The sequence below is a fragment of the Rhizobium sp. BK049 genome, from assembly GCF_014193135.1.
Taxonomy (GTDB): domain Bacteria; phylum Pseudomonadota; class Alphaproteobacteria; order Rhizobiales; family Rhizobiaceae; genus Rhizobium.
Window position 1 is genome coordinate 1 of the sequence record NZ_JACHYV010000004.1, and the last position, 18200, is coordinate 18200.

General features: G+C 61.8%; 12 protein-coding genes and 1 pseudogene. 12 read left to right on the top strand and 1 reads right to left on the bottom strand.

What is annotated here, in order from left to right:
* The 3 genes and pseudogenes from FHT70_RS05230 to FHT70_RS30210 form a co-directional block, all read left to right on the top strand.
* Positions 1–594 (top strand): IS30 family transposase (locus FHT70_RS05230; protein ID WP_183699412.1); only part of this gene is annotated, 594 nt, incomplete at its 5' end.
* Between the two features lie 515 nt (positions 595–1109).
* Positions 1110–3977: a ribonuclease E/G gene (locus FHT70_RS05235; protein ID WP_183699414.1), complete on the top strand. Its 2868-nt coding sequence runs from the start codon at positions 1110–1112 to the stop codon at positions 3975–3977.
* Positions 3978–4119: 142 nt separating this feature from the next.
* Positions 4120–4305: pseudogene (locus FHT70_RS30210) on the top strand (type II toxin-antitoxin system VapB family antitoxin); the annotation flags it as partial.
* 13 nt (positions 4306–4318) lie between these two features.
* On the opposite strand, the gene FHT70_RS05245 reads toward FHT70_RS30210, so the two are convergent.
* A complete protein-coding gene (locus FHT70_RS05245; protein ID WP_183699416.1) occupies positions 4319–5977 on the bottom strand; it encodes an acyl-CoA dehydrogenase family protein in 1659 nt (552 codons plus the stop codon).
* Between the two features lie 178 nt (positions 5978–6155).
* On the opposite strand from FHT70_RS05245, the gene FHT70_RS05250 reads away from it, so the two are divergent.
* From FHT70_RS05250 to rpmG, 9 genes are all read left to right on the top strand, one after another.
* On the top strand, positions 6156–7112 hold the full coding sequence (locus FHT70_RS05250; RefSeq protein WP_085777805.1) for an aspartate carbamoyltransferase catalytic subunit: 957 nt from the start codon (positions 6156–6158) through the stop codon (positions 7110–7112).
* A complete protein-coding gene (locus tag FHT70_RS05255; protein ID WP_183699419.1) occupies positions 7109–8398 on the top strand; it encodes a dihydroorotase in 1290 nt (429 codons plus the stop codon). Before FHT70_RS05250 ends, FHT70_RS05255 begins: the two co-directional genes overlap by 4 nt.
* Positions 8399–8476: 78 nt before the next feature.
* On the top strand, positions 8477–9094 hold the full coding sequence (plsY, locus tag FHT70_RS05260; protein ID WP_085777803.1) for a glycerol-3-phosphate 1-O-acyltransferase PlsY: 618 nt from the start codon (positions 8477–8479) through the stop codon (positions 9092–9094).
* Positions 9095–9096: 2 nt separating this feature from the next.
* Positions 9097–10113: a DNA-processing protein DprA gene (locus FHT70_RS05265; protein ID WP_183699421.1), complete on the top strand. Its 1017-nt coding sequence runs from the start codon at positions 9097–9099 to the stop codon at positions 10111–10113.
* A 246-nt stretch (positions 10114–10359) separates the two neighbouring features.
* The gene (gene topA / locus FHT70_RS05270) at positions 10360–13014 is read left to right on the top strand and encodes a type I DNA topoisomerase (protein WP_183699423.1); all 2655 of its coding nucleotides are present in this window, start codon (positions 10360–10362) and stop codon (positions 13012–13014) included.
* 1 nt (position 13015) lies between these two features.
* Entirely contained in the window at positions 13016–15388 is a 2373-nt protein-coding gene (rnr, locus tag FHT70_RS05275) for a ribonuclease R (RefSeq protein ID WP_183699424.1), read from the top strand.
* Positions 15389–15459: 71 nt separating this feature from the next.
* On the top strand, positions 15460–15912 hold the full coding sequence (locus FHT70_RS05280) for a DUF983 domain-containing protein (protein ID WP_183699425.1): 453 nt from the start codon (positions 15460–15462) through the stop codon (positions 15910–15912).
* Positions 15913–16163: 251 nt separating this feature from the next.
* Complete coding sequence (locus tag FHT70_RS05285; RefSeq protein WP_097598350.1) at positions 16164–17348, top strand: MFS transporter; 1185 nt, start codon at positions 16164–16166, stop codon at positions 17346–17348.
* 92 nt (positions 17349–17440) lie between these two features.
* Positions 17441–17608 carry a 50S ribosomal protein L33 gene (gene rpmG, locus FHT70_RS05290; protein ID WP_003587245.1) on the top strand — a complete coding sequence of 56 codons (168 nt, stop codon included), beginning with the start codon at positions 17441–17443 and terminating at the stop codon, positions 17606–17608.
* The last annotated feature ends 592 nt before the right edge of the window (positions 17609–18200 follow it).

Below are 18200 nucleotides of genomic sequence, written 5' to 3' on the forward strand. Positions count from 1 at the left end.
CAGTATCTACCGGAAGCGCGCCGCAAACGTCGTCCACTGCGCTCCAGGAAGCCGCGCGACGGTGTTTTTCCAGCCACGCACCGCATATCCCAACGTCCTGATTCTATTGGAGATAGATCGCAGTTTGGGCATTGGGAGGGCGACCTCCTCATCTTCGAACGTCCACTCGGCCATGCCAATGTCACCTCCCTCGTCGAGCGCAAGAGCCGCTATACCGTTCTCATCAAGAATCCGAGCCGGCACTCGCGCCCGATCATGGACAAGATCATCAGAGCGTTTTCGCCTTTACCGGCCTTCGCGCGTCAAAGCTTCACCTTTGATCGCGGTACCGAGTTTGCCGGATTCAGGGCTTTGGAAGAAGGGATCGGTGCGCGTAGTTGGTTTTGCGACCCAAGTGCGCCTTGGCAAAAAGGAACCGTCGAGAACACCAACAAGCGCATTCGACGTTTCCTGCCAAGCACCACAGACTTGGCAGTTGTGTCGCAACACGACCTTCTCAACCTGACGCGCCATATCAACGATCAGCCGCGCAAATGCCTCGGATACAGGACACCGACCGAGGTATTTATGGCGCATTTGCGCGAAGATGGGTGATCCCCTATCCTGCAAAACAGGCATGATGCACTTGGGTTAGCTTCTCCACCTTGCTATTGTGACAGAGAAAACATACAACGCATTTTAGGGTAGAAGTGTTGACGGGATAGAGTCGCCGCAAGGGCTGCCAGCCAGATCTGGACCTGGCGCCACATCGGTCATCGTCCGCCGTCTCATGCGCTTCAACCCGGGAACTGGATCCTGATTTTCCGGCTTCTGTCGGAACTTCATTGGTGGATCAGCCACCACGCTCTCAGGGAGCAACCCTCATCGGACCCGAACCGGGTCTTCGTATTTGTCGATCACGCTTGGTTGTTGATGGTTTCGCAGCAGGTTTTATCTGAAGTGTACAGGCCCCGGACCGAAACGGTTCCGGCTGCGGTCTGGCTGCTGCTCTTCCCTTCGCGTCAAGCGCGACTTTCAATATCCGGCGCGGCCACGGTGGACCGCATTCTTTCTGTTTCAACAGCAGTCGGGAATGCGCTCTCGCGGCCACGCCGAGGAGCACAGCTTACATGGCAGACAAAATGCTTATCGATGCGTCTCACGAGGAAGAGACGCGCGTCGTTGTCGTTCGCGGGAACCGCATAGAAGAATTTGACTTCGAGTCGCAGCACAAGAAGCAGATCCGCGGCAATATCTATCTTGCAAAGGTAACGAGGGTCGAGCCCTCGCTGCAGGCCGCCTTCGTCGATTACGGCGGCAACCGGCACGGCTTCCTGGCCTTCGCCGAAATCCATCCCGATTATTATCAGATACCGCTCGCCGACCGTCAGGCACTGCTTCGAGCCGAAGCCGAGGAGCATCGCCGCGACGAAGACGTCGAACACGTCGAAACCGCACCGGTCGTCGATCTTTCGACCCAGGACCAGCCGGATGTCGGCATCGTGCCGGCAGAGGCACCGGCTGCCGTAACGGAAGAGGCCGCGGCGGAAAAGGCTGCCGTAACGGCAGAGGTGGCAGCATCGCCTGAAGCCGCCGAGGAAGCGCCAGCCAAGAAGGCAAGGCAGCGCCGGAGCCGCAAGAAGATTGCCGAAACGACCGCGACCGAGGATGCCGTTCCGACTGACGTCAAAGCCGAAGGCGCTGCAAGCGTCGACAACGACGATGACGCCTCTGCCGGCGGCACGATGGCCGCGATGGTGGAAACCGACACGATCTCCGAGGACATCGACACCAGCAAGCGTCGCCACGATGACGACGATGACGACGATGATCACGGTGAAGAGGAAGTCATCGAATCCGTCGGCGCCGAAGACGCGATGGAAGAAGTTCCGGACCGCGTGCAGCGCAAGCCGCGCAAGCAGTACCGCATCCAGGAAGTCATCAAGCGCCGCCAGATCCTGCTGGTGCAGGTCGCCAAGGAAGAGCGCGGCAACAAGGGTGCCGCTCTCACCACCTATCTCTCGCTTGCAGGCCGCTATTCGGTTCTGATGCCGAACACGGCGCGCGGCGGCGGCATTTCCCGCAAGATCACCAATCCGCAGGACCGCAAGCGCCTGAAGGAAATCGCCCGCATGCTCGAAGTGCCGCAAGGCATGGGCGTCATCCTTCGCACCGCCGGTGCGAACCGCACTAAGGTCGAGGTCAAGCGCGATTTCGAATATCTGATGCGCCTGTGGGAAAATGTCCGCACTCTGACGCTGGCGTCGACCGCTCCCTGCCTCGTCTATGAAGAGGGCTCGCTGATCAAGCGCTCGATCCGCGACCTCTACAACAAGGATATCGGCGAAATCATCGTTGCCGGCGAGGAAGGCTATCGTGAAGCGAAAGACTTCATGAAGATGCTGATGCCGAGCCATGCCAAGGTGGTTCAGCCCTACCGCGATATCCACCCGATCTTCTCGCGCTCCGGCATCGAGGCCCAGCTCGACCGCATGCTGCAGCCGCAGGTGACGCTGCGTTCCGGCGGCTACCTGATCATGAACCAGACGGAAGCGCTGGTTTCGATCGACGTCAACTCCGGCCGCTCGACGCGCGAACACTCGATCGAGGACACCGCGCTGCAGACGAACCTCGAAGCCGCTGAAGAAATCGCCCGCCAGCTTCGCCTGCGCGACCTCGCCGGCCTGATTGTCATCGACTTCATCGACATGGAAGAGAAGCGCAACAACCGCGCCGTCGAGAAGAAGCTGAAGGAATGCCTGAAGAACGACCGCGCCCGCATCCAGGTCGGCCGGATCTCGCATTTCGGCCTGCTCGAAATGTCACGCCAGCGCATCCGCGCTTCGGTTCTCGAATCGACGACCCAGGTCTGCTCGCATTGCGGCGGCACCGGCCACGTCCGTTCGCAGTCCTCCGTCGCCCTGCATGTGCTGCGCGGCATCGAGGAATATCTGCTGAAGAATACGACGCACAACATCACCGTGCGCACCACGCCCGACATCGCGCTCTACCTGCTCAACCACAAGCGCCAGACGATCGTCGATTACGAAGCGCGCTTTGGCGTAGCGATCATCATCGATGCCGACGGTTCGGTCGGCGCACAGCACTTTGCGATCGACCGCGGCGAGCCTGTCGAAAACCCAGTCAAGATCGAAAGCCTCTTCAACTTCGCAGCCATCCCCGAGGACGAGGACGAAGACATCGTCATCGAGGCTGATGAGGACGAAGACGAAGAACTCGAGGAAAAGGCTGCCGCGACCGAACGTCCCGCTGCGGCGCGTTCGGAAGGCGAAGGTGAAGGCAACCGTAAGCGCAAGCGTCGCCGCCGCCGTCGTGGCCGCAACGGCAATGCCGAGCAGCCGGCAGCCGCTGCAGGCGAAGCTGGCGACGAAGAGGAAGATGGCGACGATGAGGGCGCTGAGGGCGACGAAACCGCCGCCGCTGCACCCGAGAGCCGCGCCGAAAACGAGGAATCGCAGCGCCGCAAGCGCCGTCGCCGCGGCAAGCGCGGCGGTCGCCGCAATCGGGAGGACGGCTCCGAGCTGACGGCCAATGAAGCCGGCGAAGGCAGCGGCAGCGAGGATGAAGACGACGGCATTTCGGATGACGTCGCTCCAGGTGAAGCCGCAATTGTCGAGACGGTTCCCGAACAGGCCGGCGAGAGCCAAGCTGTAACGACTGCCGTCGAGGATATGGCCGTCATCGCCGAAGAGGTAAAGCCTTCCCGTGGCCGCGGCCGCCGCAAGCCCGCCGCAGCGCCGGTCGAAGAACCAGTACCGGAAGCAACACCCGCCGTTGAAGCCGAACCGGAGGTGGTCGAAGCCTCCGCCGATCTCGCAACGCCCGCCCAGGAAGAAGCAAAGCCGGTTCGCGCTAACCGCGAATCCAATATTTCTTCCTCAGAGCCGACGGTGAAATCCACCCGTACCGAAAATGGCGAAAGCGACGAAGGCAAGCCGAAGAAAGCCGGCTGGTGGCAGCGCCGTGGCTTCTTCTGAACGCTGATTTTCGGACGTAAATGATGAGATCCGGCTGCGGCGACGCGGCCGGATTTTCGTTTATGGCGGCGGCATCAGCATCGATTTGCAGCAAGGCAGCGCGAATACGTGTATTATTGAGATCACACATATGGATGCGACCGTGCGAACGGCTCTGGATATCGATAGGGGCTTGCTTGAAGCGGCAATGGCAGCCACGGGATTGGCGGCGAAAAAGGCCACGATCGAACAAGCCTTGCGAAGCCTCGTCGACAGGCACCGTCAGAAGAATGCGATCGCAGATCTCGCAGGGATCGGCTGTGAAGGCGACCTCGACGAGATACGTCAATCCCCGCTGACAATCAGGCGGCCGGGGGGTAGAGCAGATCGACGATGTAGCTGGCGTCGAAGCGGGAGTCGAGCATGCCGTAGGTGGAGCGCCAGCCGCCGGCCAGGCGCGTCTCTATGAAGGCATCGGCAATGCGCCCTGCCCCGAGCCGGTAGAGCTCGGCGGCGCCGGCGGCAAGAGCCAGCTGCTCGACGAGCAGGCGTGCCGCGCCCTCGTCCTGTTCGCTGAGGGCGATTGCGGCGCGTAGCACGTCGATCGTTTTCTTCCCGGCGGGGCCGAGATCGCGAGCGAGGCCCGCAAAAACCGTTTCGAACAGATCCTTGCCACGGTTGAGCACGCGCAGCACATCCAGCGCCATGACGTTGCCGGAGCCCTCCCAGATGGCATTGACGGGAGCCTCCCGGTAATGACGGGCGATCGGCCGCTCCTCGATGTAACCGTTGCCGCCGATGCATTCCATCGCCTCGTAGATCAGCGCGGGTGCGATCTTGCAGCACCAGTATTTGGCGACGGGAGTCATGACGCGGGCATAGGCCGCTTCTTCGGCATTGCCGCGGGCCTTGTCGAAAGCATCGGCAACACGGAAGGACAGCGCGGTGGCGGCCGCGACATCGAGCGCCATGTCGGCCAGCACGCGCGTCATGATCGGCTGATTGACGAGCATCCTGCCGAAGACGCTGCGGCCGCGCGTGTGATGCACGGCCTCGGCCAGCGAGGCGCGCATGATGCCGGAGGAGGCAAGTGCGCAATCAAGCCGCGTCAACGTCACCATGTCGAGGATGGTGCGGATGCCGGCATCCGGGCCGCCGAGCAGGAAACCGAAGGTATCGGTGAACTCCACCTCTGAAGAGGCGTTGGACCGGTTACCGACCTTATCCTTCAGTCGCTGGAACTGCAGTCCGTTCGCTGACCCGTCCTCCAGCAGGCGAGGCACGAGGAAGCAGCCCATGCCCTCCTTCGTCTGCGCCAGCATGATGAAGGCATCGCTCATCGGAGCCGACATGAACCATTTGTGGCCGGAAAGCCGGTAGATGCCTTCACTGACCTTTTCGGCAGCGCTGCGGTTGGCCCTGACATCGGTGCCGCCCTGCTTTTCGGTCATGCCCATGCCGATCGTCACCGCAGACTTCTGCATAGCGGGCCGGTTGGACGAATCATATTTGCGCGACAGGATCTTCGGCGCCCAGTCCTTCTGCACCGCAGGGGACGCCGACAGCGCGGCCACCGAAGCGCTCGTCATCGTCAGCGGGCAGAGATGGCCAGATTCCAGCTGTGCCGTCAGGTAAAATCGCGCGGCGCGGACCTTGTGGCCTGCGTCCTTCGCCTCGATATCGGCCTGCGGATCCCAGACGGAGGAATGCAGGCCGACCGACATGGAGCGACGCATCAGCGCGTGCCAGGCGGGATGGAATTCAACGACATCGAGACGTTCGCCGCGCGGACCATGGGTGCGCAGCTGTGGCGCCCCCTGGTTTGCCATGCGCGCCAGCTCCTGTGCCTCCGGCGAGGTGACGTAGCGGCCGATATTTTCCAGGTCTTCACGGATGCCGCGCGGCAGGGCCGCCGTCAGATCGACAATCAGAGGATCGGATCGATAGGCATTGATGCCGGACCACAGGCTCGGCTGGTTGAGTTCTGCGAGTTTGTCGTCAGTCCGGTTTGCGGAGGTCATTGTTCGCTTCTAGTGCAAGAACCCGGCAAGGAAAACCGGAAGTTATGATTCGCTTCATTCTGCTCTATCGGAATTCGGGCGAAAATGCATGGGGACATAAGCCTTTGCCCACAGCGCGTGCTTGCCCCGGCGGGCGGCACTCATTATAGACCCGCAAGAGACAGCAAGAGGCAGGGTCATGGTCTTTTTCCCCCACCGCCACCTCATTGGCATCAAGGGCCTCACCGAGCAGGATATCACCTATCTTCTCGACAAGGCGGACGAAGCCGTCAAGATCAGCCGCCAGCGAGAAAAGAAGACGTCGACGCTTCGCGGACTGACACAGATCAACCTCTTCTTCGAGGCATCGACCCGCACACAGGCCTCCTTCGAGCTTGCCGGCAAGCGGCTTGGCGCCGACGTGATGAACATGTCGGTCGGCAATTCCTCGGTGAAGAAAGGCGAAACGCTGATCGATACGGCGATGACGCTGAATGCGATGCGTCCGGACGTGCTGGTAATCCGCCATTCAAGCGCCGGTGCGGCCGCGCTTCTAGCCCAGAAAGTCTCCTGCTCGGTCGTCAATGCCGGCGACGGGCAGCACGAACATCCGACCCAGGCGCTGCTCGACGCGCTGACGATCCGCCGCGCCAAGGGCAAGCTTTCGCGGATCACCGTAGCGATCTGCGGCGACGTGCTGCACTCGCGCGTGGCGCGCTCCAATATCCTGCTGCTGAACGCGATGGGCGCACGCGTGCGCGTCGTCGCGCCCGCCACGCTGCTGCCCGCCGGCATCGCCGAGATGGGTGTCGAGGTGTTCCACTCGATGAAGGAAGGATTGAAGGACGCCGACGTCGTGATGATGCTGCGACTGCAGCGCGAACGCATGTCCGGCGCCTTCGTGCCGTCGGTGCGCGAGTATTATCACTTCTACGGACTCGACGCAGAAACGCTGAAAGCAGCGAAGGACGATGCGCTGGTCATGCACCCCGGGCCGATGAACCGCGGCGTCGAGATCGCCTCCGAGGTGGCCGATGGTCCGCAGAGCGTCATCGCCGAACAAGTGGAAATGGGGGTCGCCGTGCGCATGGCCGTCATGGAGACGCTGCTCGTCTCGCAGAACCAAGGTCCCCGAACCGACGGAATGATGGCATGAGCAACTCGATCGTCCTCAAGAATGTCCGCATCGTCGATCCCTCGCGCGATCTCGACGAGATTGGAACGATCATCGCTAAAAATGGCGTGATTCTTGCCGCCGGCAGCGGGGCGCAGAACCAGGGCGCGCCGGAAGGCGCCGTCGTGCGCGACTGCACCGGCCTCGTGGCGACCCCCGGCCTCGTCGATGCACGCGTCCATATCGGCGAGCCCGGCGGCGAGCACCGCGAGACGATCGCCTCGGCGAGCCGGGCGGCGGCAGCCGGCGGCATCACCTCGATCATCATGATGCCGGACACAGATCCCGTCATTGACGACATCGCGCTGGTGGAATTCGTCAAGAAGACGGCGCGGGACACGGCCAGCGTCAACGTCTATCCGGCAGCCGCCCTCACCAAGGGTCTTGCCGGCGAGGAGATGACGGAGATCGGCCTCTTGATGCAAGCGGGCGCCGTCGCCTTCACCGACGCCCATTCCAGCGTCCCTAACACACAGGTGCTGCGCCGAATCATGACCTATGCGCGCGAGTTCGGCGCCGTCATTTCCTGCGAGACCCGCGACAAGTATCTCGGCGCCAATGGCGTCATGCATGAGGGACTTTTCGCCAGCTGGCTGGGGCTCTCCGGCATTCCGAAGGAAGCCGAGCTGATCCCACTCGAACGCGATCTCAGGGTGGCAGAGCTGACGCGCGGCCGTTATCACGCCGCGATGATCTCCGTGCCGGAATCGGTCGAAGCCATTGAACGCGCCCGGGGCCGCGGCGCCAAGGTGACCTCGGGCATCTCGATCAACAATCTGGCGCTCAACGAGAACGACATCGGCGAATACCGCACCTTCTTCAAGCTCTATCCGCCGTTGCGCCCGGAGGATGACCGGGTCGCGATGACCGAAGCGCTTGCGAGTGGCGCGATCGACATCATCGTCTCCTCGCACGACCCGCAGGACGTCGACACGAAGCGCCTGCCGTTCGCAGAAGCGGCCGATGGCGCAGTCGGATTGGAAACGATGCTGGCAGCGGCCCTCAGGCTTCACCATGGCGGCCAGGTCGGCCTGATGCGGCTGATCGACGCCATGTCCACCCGCCCGGCACAAATCTTCGGCCTTGAGGCCGGCACGCTGAAGCCGGGTGCTGCGGCCGATATCACGCTGATCGATCTCGATGAGCCTTGGCTTGTCGCTAAAGACATGCTTCTCTCCCGCTCGAAGAATACGCCTTTCGAGGATGCACGCTTCAGCGGGCGAGCGGTTGCGACCTACGTCTCGGGAAAGCTTGTCCACGCAGTTTAAGAATCGACACCATCGCCGTTCATCCCCAGAGGGAAAAGGGCCGGACTTGAGGATAGCCACGGAGGGCTGAGGGGGCACATGTTATCCAATCTCATGTCATGGCAGATCACGCTGCCGATCGCACTTGCGGCTGCCGTCATCGGTTATCTCCTCGGCTCAATCCCCTTCGGCCTGATTCTCACCCGCGCCGCCGGCCTCGGCGATGTGCGCAGCATCGGCTCCGGCAATATCGGCGCGACCAATGTGCTCAGAACCGGAAATCGCAAGCTCGCCGCGGCAACCCTGCTGCTCGACGCCTTGAAGGCATCGGCGGCAGCCTGGATCGTCGGCTATTTCCTCGGTGAAGAGGCCGCGATCATCGCCGGCTTCTTCGCCTTCATCGGCCATCTCTTCCCCGTCTGGATCGGCTTCAAGGGCGGCAAGGGTGTCGCCACCTATATCGGCACGCTGCTCGGCGTCGCGCCGATCATGGTGGTGCTCTTCGCCGCCATCTGGCTGGCGGTCGCCGTCACCACCCGCTATTCCTCGCTGTCGGCCCTTGTCGCCATGCTCGTCATTCCCGTTGCCTTGTTGATATTGGGCAATGAAAAGGTCGCGGCCGTCATGGCGGTCATGACGCTCATCTCCTACTGGAAGCACAAGGCGAATATTTCGCGCCTGATGGGCGGAACGGAAAGCAAGATCGGGGCGAAGTGATAATGGATGCGCGGAGCGCGGGATCCACAGGCACGGTGCTCAGCGAAAGGCAGAGGATTGCCTGGCTGCGCCTGATTCGTTCCGACAATGTCGGCCCTGCAACTTTTCGCGATCTCATCAATCATTTCGGTTCGGCCGAGGTGGCACTCGCGGCGCTGCCAGAGCTTTCGGCGCGCGGCGGCGCGACACGGGGCATCCGCATTGCCAGCGAAGCCGAGGCGCACCGGGAACTGGAGGCGGCGTTCGGCATCGTCGGTTCCCGCAACGCCTCGGCCGCAGGCGCCAAATTCGCGGCGATGGTGGCGCACGACTGTGGCCGGGCGGGTTATACCGTGGTCTCCGGTCTGGCGCGCGGCATCGACACGGCAGCGCATCGGGCAAGCCTCGGCACGGGCACGATCGCCGCCCTTGCCGGCGGCCTGGACAAGCCCTACCCGCCGGAGAATATCCGTCTGATCGAAGAGATAACCGCCGGCAACGGCCTGGCGGTGAGCGAAATGCCTTTCGGCTGGGAGCCCCGGGCCCGCGATTTCCCGCGCCGGAACCGGCTGATTGCCGGCATTGCGCTCGGCGTGGTGATCGTCGAAGCGGCGATGCGCTCGGGCTCGCTGATTACGGCACGCCTCGCCGGCGAGTTCGGCCGCCTGGTGTTTGCCGTGCCGGGCTCGCCGCTCGATCCGCGCTGTCACGGCACCAACGGCCTGCTCAAGGACGGCGCCTCGATCGTTACAGAACCTGCCGATGTCATCGAGGCCTTGGCGCCGCTTGCGCAACTCGACCTCTTCCCTTTGTCGACGGTGGAGGAGCCGGCACGCGAGAGCAGGGCAATAACGATGCCGCCCGGCGATTCGGACCGGATGCGTGTCATCGGCGCGCTCGGACCGACGCCTGTCGAGATCGACGACGTCATCCGCCACACCGGCCTATCGGCATCCGCGGTTTATCTCATTCTCCTCGAACTCGACATATCAGGCAGGCTGCACCGGCATCAGGGCGGTTTCGTCTCGCTTTCCAATTGACGCTTGCGCGGTACGAGGGGGCGGCTTGCAAACGCAGGAACCGCCTGTCGAAAACGATAGCTCTACAGCCAGAAGTTAAATTCCGTTGCGAATCGTGTTCTGATTGCACCCGATGCTGGAGGTAAAATTGTAGCAAACCCCTTGACCGCAGCGATTTCCCTGTCCATGTCGGAGGGCCAGTATCCAAGTTGCGCTGCGTGTTGCGCTGGCTCCCACGCCGGCGTGGCTGTTTTTTAGAGAATCATCATGAATGTTGTAGTGGTGGAATCGCCTGCCAAGGCCAAGACGATCAACAAGTATCTGGGTTCGGGATACAAAGTGCTCGCCTCCTTCGGCCATGTGCGCGATCTGCCTGCCAAGGACGGCTCCGTTCTTCCCGATCAGGATTTCGAAATGCTCTGGGAGGTCGACGGTGCTTCGGCCAAGCGGATGAAGGACATCGCTGATGCGGTGAAGTCCTCCGACGGGCTCTTTCTCGCGACCGACCCTGACCGCGAAGGCGAAGCGATTTCATGGCACGTCCTTGACATGCTGAACAAGAAGCGGGTGCTGAACGGCAAGTCCGTCAAGCGCGTCGTCTTCAATGCAATCACCAAGAAGGCCGTCCTCGATGCGATGGCCGATCCGCGTGATATCGACGTGCCGCTGGTCGACGCTTATCTGGCGCGCCGCGCGCTCGACTATCTCGTCGGTTTCAATCTTTCGCCGGTTCTGTGGCGCAAGCTGCCGGGCGCGCGTTCGGCCGGCCGCGTCCAGTCGGTCGCGCTTCGTCTTGTCTGCGATCGCGAATCCGAAATCGAGCGCTTCATTTCGGAAGAGTACTGGAATATCTCGGCGCTGCTGAAGACGCCGCGCGGCGACGAATTTGAGGCAAGGCTGGTTTCGGCGCATGGCAAGCGGCTGCAGCCGCGGGCGATCGGCAACGGCGAGGATGCGGCCCGGCTGAAGGCATTGCTCGAAGGCGCCAGCTATGTCGTCGATACGGTCGAGGCAAAGCCGGTCAAGCGCAATCCGGGACCGCCGTTCACCACCTCGACGCTGCAGCAGGCCGCCTCCTCCAATCTCGGCTTCTCCGCCTCACGCACCATGCAGATCGCCCAGAAGCTCTATGAGGGTGTTGATATCGGCGGCGAGACGGTCGGTCTCATCACCTATATGCGAACCGACGGCGTACAGATGGCCCCGGAAGCGATCGGTGCTGCGCGCAGCGCCATCCTCGACCAGTTCGGCGAGCGCTACCTGCCTGAGAAGGCGCGCCTCTATTCCACCAAAGCGAAGAACGCCCAGGAGGCGCACGAGGCGATCCGTCCGACCGATTTCTACCGCTCTCCTGACCGCGTGCGCAAATTCCTCGATGCCGACCAGATCCGGCTCTACGAGCTGATCTGGAAGCGCGGCATCGCCAGCCAGATGGCGTCGGCCGAGATCGAGCGCACCACGGCCGAAATCACCGCCGACAATAAGGGCGAGAAGGCCGGCCTGCGCGCCGTCGGTTCGGTCATCCGCTTCGACGGCTTCATCGCCGCCTATACCGACCAGAAGGAGGACGGCGAGCAGAGCGATGACGGCGACGAGGATGGCCGTCTGCCGGAGATCAATGCGCGCGAGACGCTCGCCAAGCAGAAGATTAATTCGACCCAGCATTTCACCGAGCCGCCGCCGCGCTATTCGGAAGCCTCGCTGATCAAGAAGATGGAAGAGCTTGGCATCGGGCGTCCCTCGACCTATGCCGCCACACTGGCGACACTGCGCGACCGCGACTATGTGACAATCGACAAACGTAAACTCATCCCGCAGGCCAAGGGCCGGCTGGTGACGGCTTTCCTCGAAAGCTTCTTCACCAAATATGTCGAATATGATTTCACCGCCGACCTCGAGGAGAAGCTCGACCGGATTTCCGCCGGCGAACTGAACTGGAAGCAGGTGCTGCGCGATTTCTGGAAGGACTTCTTCGCGCAGATCGAAGACACGAAGGAACTGCGCGTCACCAACGTGCTCGATTCGCTGAACGAGGCGCTGGCGCCGCTCGTCTTCCCGAAACGCGAAGATGGCGGCGACCCCAGAATCTGTCAGGTTTGCGGCACCGGCAACCTTTCGCTGAAGCTTGGCAGATACGGCGCCTTTGTTGGCTGCTCGAACTATCCGGAATGCAACTACACCCGCCAGCTCTCCTCCGAAAATGGCGGAGAAGCGGAGGGTGTATCGCTCAACGAACCGAAGAGCCTCGGCACCGACCCGACGACAGGCGAGGAACTGACGCTCCGTTCCGGCCGCTTCGGTCCCTATATCCAACGCGGCGATGGCAAGGAGGCCAAACGCGCCTCGTTGCCGAAGGGCTGGAAGCCTGAGGATATCGACTATGAAAAGGCGATGGCGCTGATCTCGCTGCCGCGCGATATCGGCAAACACCCAGAAACGGGCAAGATGATCTCCTCGGGCATCGGCCGCTACGGGCCGTTCCTCCTGCATGACGGTTCCTATGCCAATCTGGAAACCGTTGAGGATGTGTTCTCCGTCGGCCTCAACCGCGCCGTGACACTGATTGCCGAAAAAGCCAACAAGGCGCCGGGCCGGGGTGCGCGCGGTACGCCGGCGGCGCTGAAGACCCTCGGCGATCATCCCGAGGGCGGCGCCATCACTGTTCGCGACGGCAAATATGGCCCCTATGTCAACTGGGGTAAGGTTAACGCCACCCTGCCGAAGGGCAAAGATCCGCAAGCGATCACCATTGAGGAGGCGCTTGCGCTGATCACGGAAAAGGCCGGCAAGGCTCCCGTGGGCAAGGCGGCCAGGGGGAAAGCCAAGCCGAAGGCGGCCGCCGCCGAAGCCAAGACAACCAAGACGGCCGCGAAGCCGAAGGCAGCGAAGGCCAAGGCGCCCGCGAAATCGAAAAAGAGCTGACGTGAGCAGGACACCGCGCGACAGAACGAACCTCGCGGGCAAGCGCCCGGGCAAGATTGGCCGCGCCGGCAGGGATGCTTCCGCTGTCGAACCGCTGAACATCGTCCATGGCACGCTGCCCTCGCGCGAAGTGATCCTGCGTTTCATCGCCGATCATCCGCAGAAGGCTTCCAAGCGTGAACTCGCCAAGGCGTTCGGGCTGAAAGGCGACAGCCGCGTCGAGCTCAAGCACATGCTGCAGGAACTCGAGCAGGAAGGCATGCTCCAAAAGAGCCGCAAGTCGCTCATTCGTCCCGGCGCTCTTCCGCCCGTCACCGTTCTCGACATCACGACGCGCGACAAGGACGGCGACTTGATCGGCCGGCCGGCGGAATGGCCGGAGGAGCAGGGTGTGGCGCCTGCCGTCGCCATCCGCCAGCAATCGCCCGCAGGCCGCCAGGGTAAGGGCAAGGCACCCGTCGCCGGCCTCGGCGACCGAATCCTGGCGAAGATCTTCCCGGCCGTCGATCGCGGCGGACCGGCTTATACGGCGCGTATCATCAAGGTGATCGACAGGCGCCGCGGTGCGGCGATGGGCGTTTTCCGCAGCGCGCCGGGCGGTGGCGGCCGCCTGTTGCCGATCGAACGGCGCGGCGAAGAGATGGTGATCGATCCCGACTTCACCGGCGGCGCCAAGGACGGCGACCTGGTCGAGATCGAAGTCGCGCGCCTCGGACGCTTCGGCCTGCCGCGAGCCAAGGTCCTTTCCGTCGTCGGCTCGGTCGGCTCGGAAAAGGCGATCTCGATGATCGCGATCCATGCGCACGGCATCCCGCATGTCTTCCCGCCGGCCGTGATCGCGGAGGCAGAAGCCGCAAAACCAGCGACGATGGCGCATCGTGAAGACTGGCGTAACATGCCGCTGATCACCATCGATCCGGCCGACGCCAAGGACCATGACGACGCAGTTTACGCCGAAGTCGATCCCTCGCCCGACAATCCTGGCGGCGTCATCGTCACCGTCGCGATTGCCGACGTCTCCTGGTATGTCCGCCCCAATTCGCCGCTCGACCGCGAAGCGCTGAAGCGCGGCAACTCGGTCTATTTCCCCGATCGCGTCGTGCCGATGCTGCCGGAGCGCATCTCCAATGATCTCTGCTCGCTGAAGGAAGGCGTCGACCGGCCGGCGCTCGCCGTGCGCATGAGCTTCTCGGGCGAAGGCCGCAAGATCGGCCATACCTTTCATCGCATCATGATGAAGAGTGCCGCTAAGCTCTCCTATCAGCAAGCGCAGGCGGCGATCGACGGAAGTCCGGACGACAAGACCGGACCGATGCTCGAGGCGATCCTGAAACCGCTCTGGCACGCCTATGGGGTGATGAAGCGCGGACGCGACCGGCGCCAGCCGCTGGAACTCGACATGCCGGAGCGCAAGATTCTGCTGAAATCAGACGGCACCGTCGACCGGGTCTTCGTGCCGCCGCGGCTCGATGCGCACAAGCTGATCGAAGAGATGATGATCCAGGCGAATGTCTGCGCCGCCGAAACGCTCGAGAAGAAGCGCCAGCCGTTGGTCTACCGCATCCATGATGGTCCAACGCTTGCCAAGCAGGAAGTCTTGCGCGAGTTCCTGGCGACACTCGGCATCTCGCTCGCCAAGGGCGGCAATGTGCGCGCCAACAGCTTCAACGGCATTCTGGCGAAAGCGGAAGGTACGGCGCATCAGACCATGGTCAATGAGATGGTGCTGCGCTCGCAAAGCCAGGCGATCTACAGTCCCGAGAATATCGGACATTTCGGCCTCAACCTGATGAAATACGCCCACTTCACCTCGCCGATCCGCCGCTACGCCGATCTCATCGTGCATCGCGCGCTCGTCGGTTCGCTCGGTTTCGGCGAAGGCGGCATCACTCCCGACGAAGAAGCCTCGCTCGACGATATCGCCGCCGAAATCTCGACCTTCGAGCACCGGGCGATGGCGGCCGAGCGCGAGACCATCGACCGGCTGATCGCCCATCATTTGAGCACCCGCGTCGGCGAGGAGTTTGCCGGCCGCGTCTCCGGAGTTACGAAGTCCGGGCTCTTTATCACCTTGCCGGACTATGGCGCCGACGGTTTCGTCCCTATATCTACGCTTGGCACCGATTATTTCATCTATGACGAGGCGCATCAGGCACTGTCGGGTGAAAAGACGGGCCTCGGCTATCGTCTTGGCGACAGCGTCACCGTGAAGCTTGCGGAAGCAATCCCGCTTGCCGGGGCCTTGCGCTTCGAGATGCTGAGCGAAGGACGCGAGATGCCGACGGCAGTGCGATCCTTTCATAAGGCCGGCCGCCGCGACAGCGGCCAGGTCCGCAAGAAACCGGGAACGCGTCCCCCGCGCGGACGCCGCTAAGCCGCTGTGCCGAAAGCAGCAATGGTCCTATTGCGGCGCTTCATGCTTTCTGGCTGAAAGAGGAAGATGCAATGAACACACCGACCGATCCGGTCGCCCGCTACGGGGATGGAGCCGAAGCCGAGCGTCCGCTCGGGCGTTCCATCATGCGCGGCCTGATGAACCGCTGCCCGGCCTGCGGCGAAGGCAAGCTCTTCCGCGCCTTTTTGAAACCGGTCGATCATTGCGCCGCCTGCGGCGAGGCGATCCATCACCATCGCTCCGACGACCTGCCGCCCTATATCGTCATCCTGGTCCTCGGCCACGTCATCGTCGGCGGCTACATGCTGACCGATCTGACCTTCGTGTTGCCGGTATGGGTCCATCTTGCCATATGGGCGCCGATCACGGTCATCGCCGCGCTCGCCTCGATCCAGCCGATCAAGGGCGGCGTCATCGGCCTGCAATGGGCGCTGCGCATGCATGGTTTCGGCGGCGAGAGCGAAACTCCCGATGATTACGAGCTTCCCCGCCGGCCGGATTGAGCGCCTTCACCTTCCAGACATATTTAGCGTGTAGTGCCAGCGCTCCACCGACCACTACCGACACGCGGGAGTCAACGATCTTTCAACGACTTCACATGGTAAGCTTTTCTTGTCTGAACAGGCTTTACATTCCGCAGATCACATCGGAAATACTGCGAAACGCCGCCCGTCACCCGGATTTGGCACATCTGTGTCCCTTCTATGTGAGACGAGAGGTCGATTCGCTTGCGCAGCTTTCTAAGGATGGATAAATGTCTCAGCCGAGAACCGGCACACCGGGCGATGTCGAAGAAATCCATTGGCCTTCTCTGGTGGCAGCCATCTCGTCCATTTCAGCCGTCGGCATAGCAATCGGTCTCGGACTCCCGCTTCTCAGCATCATCCTCGAAAAACGCGGCATCTCGTCTACGCTGATCGGGCTCAACACGGCGATGGCCGGGATTTCGGCGATGGCCGCGGCCCCTGTTACCACAAAGCTCGCTCATAAATACGGCGTTGCGCCGACGATGCTCTGGGCGGTGCTGATTTCGGCGCTGAGTGCACTCGGCTTCTATTATGCCCAGGATTTCTGGATGTGGTTTCCGCTGCGTTTCGCCTTCCATGGCGCAACGACGACGCTGTTCATCCTCTCCGAGTTCTGGATCAACGCCGCCTCGCCGCCATCCAAGCGCGGCTTTGTGCTCGGCATTTATGCGACCGTGCTTTCCATTGGATTCGCCGCAGGACCCCTGCTCTTTTCGATACTCGGCAGCGACGGCATCTTTCCCTTCCTAGTCGGCGCGGGCGCGATCCTGCTTGCCGCCATTCCGATTTTCATCGCCCGTGACGAAAGCCCGGTGCTCGAGGAAAAGCCGGAATTGCATTTCATGCGCTACGTCCTACTGGTGCCGACAGCGACGGCTGCCGTCTTCATCTTCGGCGCGGTCGAAGCTGGCGGGCTGTCACTTTTTCCGATTTTTGCCGTGCGCGCCCATTTCACCGAATCCCAGGCGGCGCTGCTGCTCACGATGATGGGCGTCGGCAACGTCATCTTCCAGATTCCGCTCGGCCTGCTCTCCGACCGGATCCGCGACAAGCGACCGCTTCTGGCAGGGATGGCGCTGATGGGCTTTGTCGGCTCGATGACGCTGCCGATCCTCGTCAACAACTGGCTGCTGATGGCCGGGATCCTGCTCTTCTGGGGCGGCTGCGTCTCCGGCCTCTACACGGTCGGCCTCAGCCATCTCGGTTCGCGGCTGACGGGCTCCGATCTGGCTGCGGCCAATGCCGCCTTCGTCTTCTGTTATGCGGTGGGAACCGTGGCTGGGCCACAGGTGATCGGCGCAGCAATCGACGTCGCCGGAAATAATGGTTTTGCCTGGGCGATTGCCGCTTTCTTCGGTCTTTATGCCCTACTTTCCGGCATCAGATTGATGTTCGTTCGAAAACGGACTTGACTTTTCGGGCGGGATTCGTAGTTTCGCGCCAGAATTTGCCGTGGAGCCCATCCGGCTTCCACGGCTTTCATTTTCTTAAAGGCAGGACGACCATGGCCAAGGCTACAACAATCAAGATCAAGCTGCTGTCGACAGCCGACACCGGTTTCTTCTACGTCACGACGAAGAATAGCCGTACGATGACGGACAAGATGACGAAGACGAAGTATGACCCGATTGCTAAGAAGCATGTCGAGTTCAAGGAAACCAAGATCAAGTAATCACTTGGCCTGACGGATTTCAAAAAGCGCGCGCCTTCGGGTTGCGCGTTTTTTATTGTCCTGGGGCCGCCTTGGAAAATGATAGCGCAAACAGACAAACGCCGCCCTTCCATCTTCGGGAAGTGCGGCGCTTTCTTGAAAGGGGGTCGGCCAGCATGCAAAACGGCACGAGGAACCGTTATGACTTGCCTACTAGCCGACCGACCCCACGACCCAGGAGATGCGGCGGACCTGAGCATCATGGGGTATCGACAGCTCCTCTGCGGAGCGCTTCTTTTATGAGCCGATAATTTGCGCAGAAATGAAAGAAAATCAACAAATTCTTAATGATGAATTTTCTGAGCTTGATTCTATGGTTAAAAGTCCAGTTTTGGAACATACAAAGATTTGACGGCTCTGCTTGACGGCTAAGCCTAATGACGTAGGGCTCGAAGAAGTTCGACAATATAACTTAATAACTTAAGCAGCCCCTCCCCCTACGTGAGGTGATGCCGCCCCACTTTATTTGACCCTGTTGGAGGCGGGCGTTTTTTATAGTCTTCATTTCATTTTTGGCTGGGCCGCGGCATTCAGGAGACTGTCGCGCCGCACC

What these genes read in the sequence shown, in the direction of transcription:
- FHT70_RS05235 (WP_183699414.1), top strand. Translation starts at nt 1,110, where the DNA reads ATGGCAGACAAAATGCTTATCGATGCGTCTCACGAGGAAGAGACGCGC.
- FHT70_RS05245 (WP_183699416.1), bottom strand. Translation starts at nt 5,977, where the DNA reads ATGACCTCCGCAAACCGGACTGACGACAAACTCGCAGAACTCAACCAG.
- FHT70_RS05250 (WP_085777805.1), top strand. Translation starts at nt 6,156, where the DNA reads ATGGTCTTTTTCCCCCACCGCCACCTCATTGGCATCAAGGGCCTCACC.
- FHT70_RS05255 (WP_183699419.1), top strand. Translation starts at nt 7,109, where the DNA reads ATGAGCAACTCGATCGTCCTCAAGAATGTCCGCATCGTCGATCCCTCG.
- plsY (WP_085777803.1), top strand. Translation starts at nt 8,477, where the DNA reads ATGTTATCCAATCTCATGTCATGGCAGATCACGCTGCCGATCGCACTT.
- FHT70_RS05265 (WP_183699421.1), top strand. Translation starts at nt 9,097, where the DNA reads ATGGATGCGCGGAGCGCGGGATCCACAGGCACGGTGCTCAGCGAAAGG.
- topA (WP_183699423.1), top strand. Translation starts at nt 10,360, where the DNA reads ATGAATGTTGTAGTGGTGGAATCGCCTGCCAAGGCCAAGACGATCAAC.
- FHT70_RS05280 (WP_183699425.1), top strand. Translation starts at nt 15,460, where the DNA reads ATGAACACACCGACCGATCCGGTCGCCCGCTACGGGGATGGAGCCGAA.
- FHT70_RS05285 (WP_097598350.1), top strand. Translation starts at nt 16,164, where the DNA reads ATGTCTCAGCCGAGAACCGGCACACCGGGCGATGTCGAAGAAATCCAT.
- rpmG (WP_003587245.1), top strand. Translation starts at nt 17,441, where the DNA reads ATGGCCAAGGCTACAACAATCAAGATCAAGCTGCTGTCGACAGCCGAC.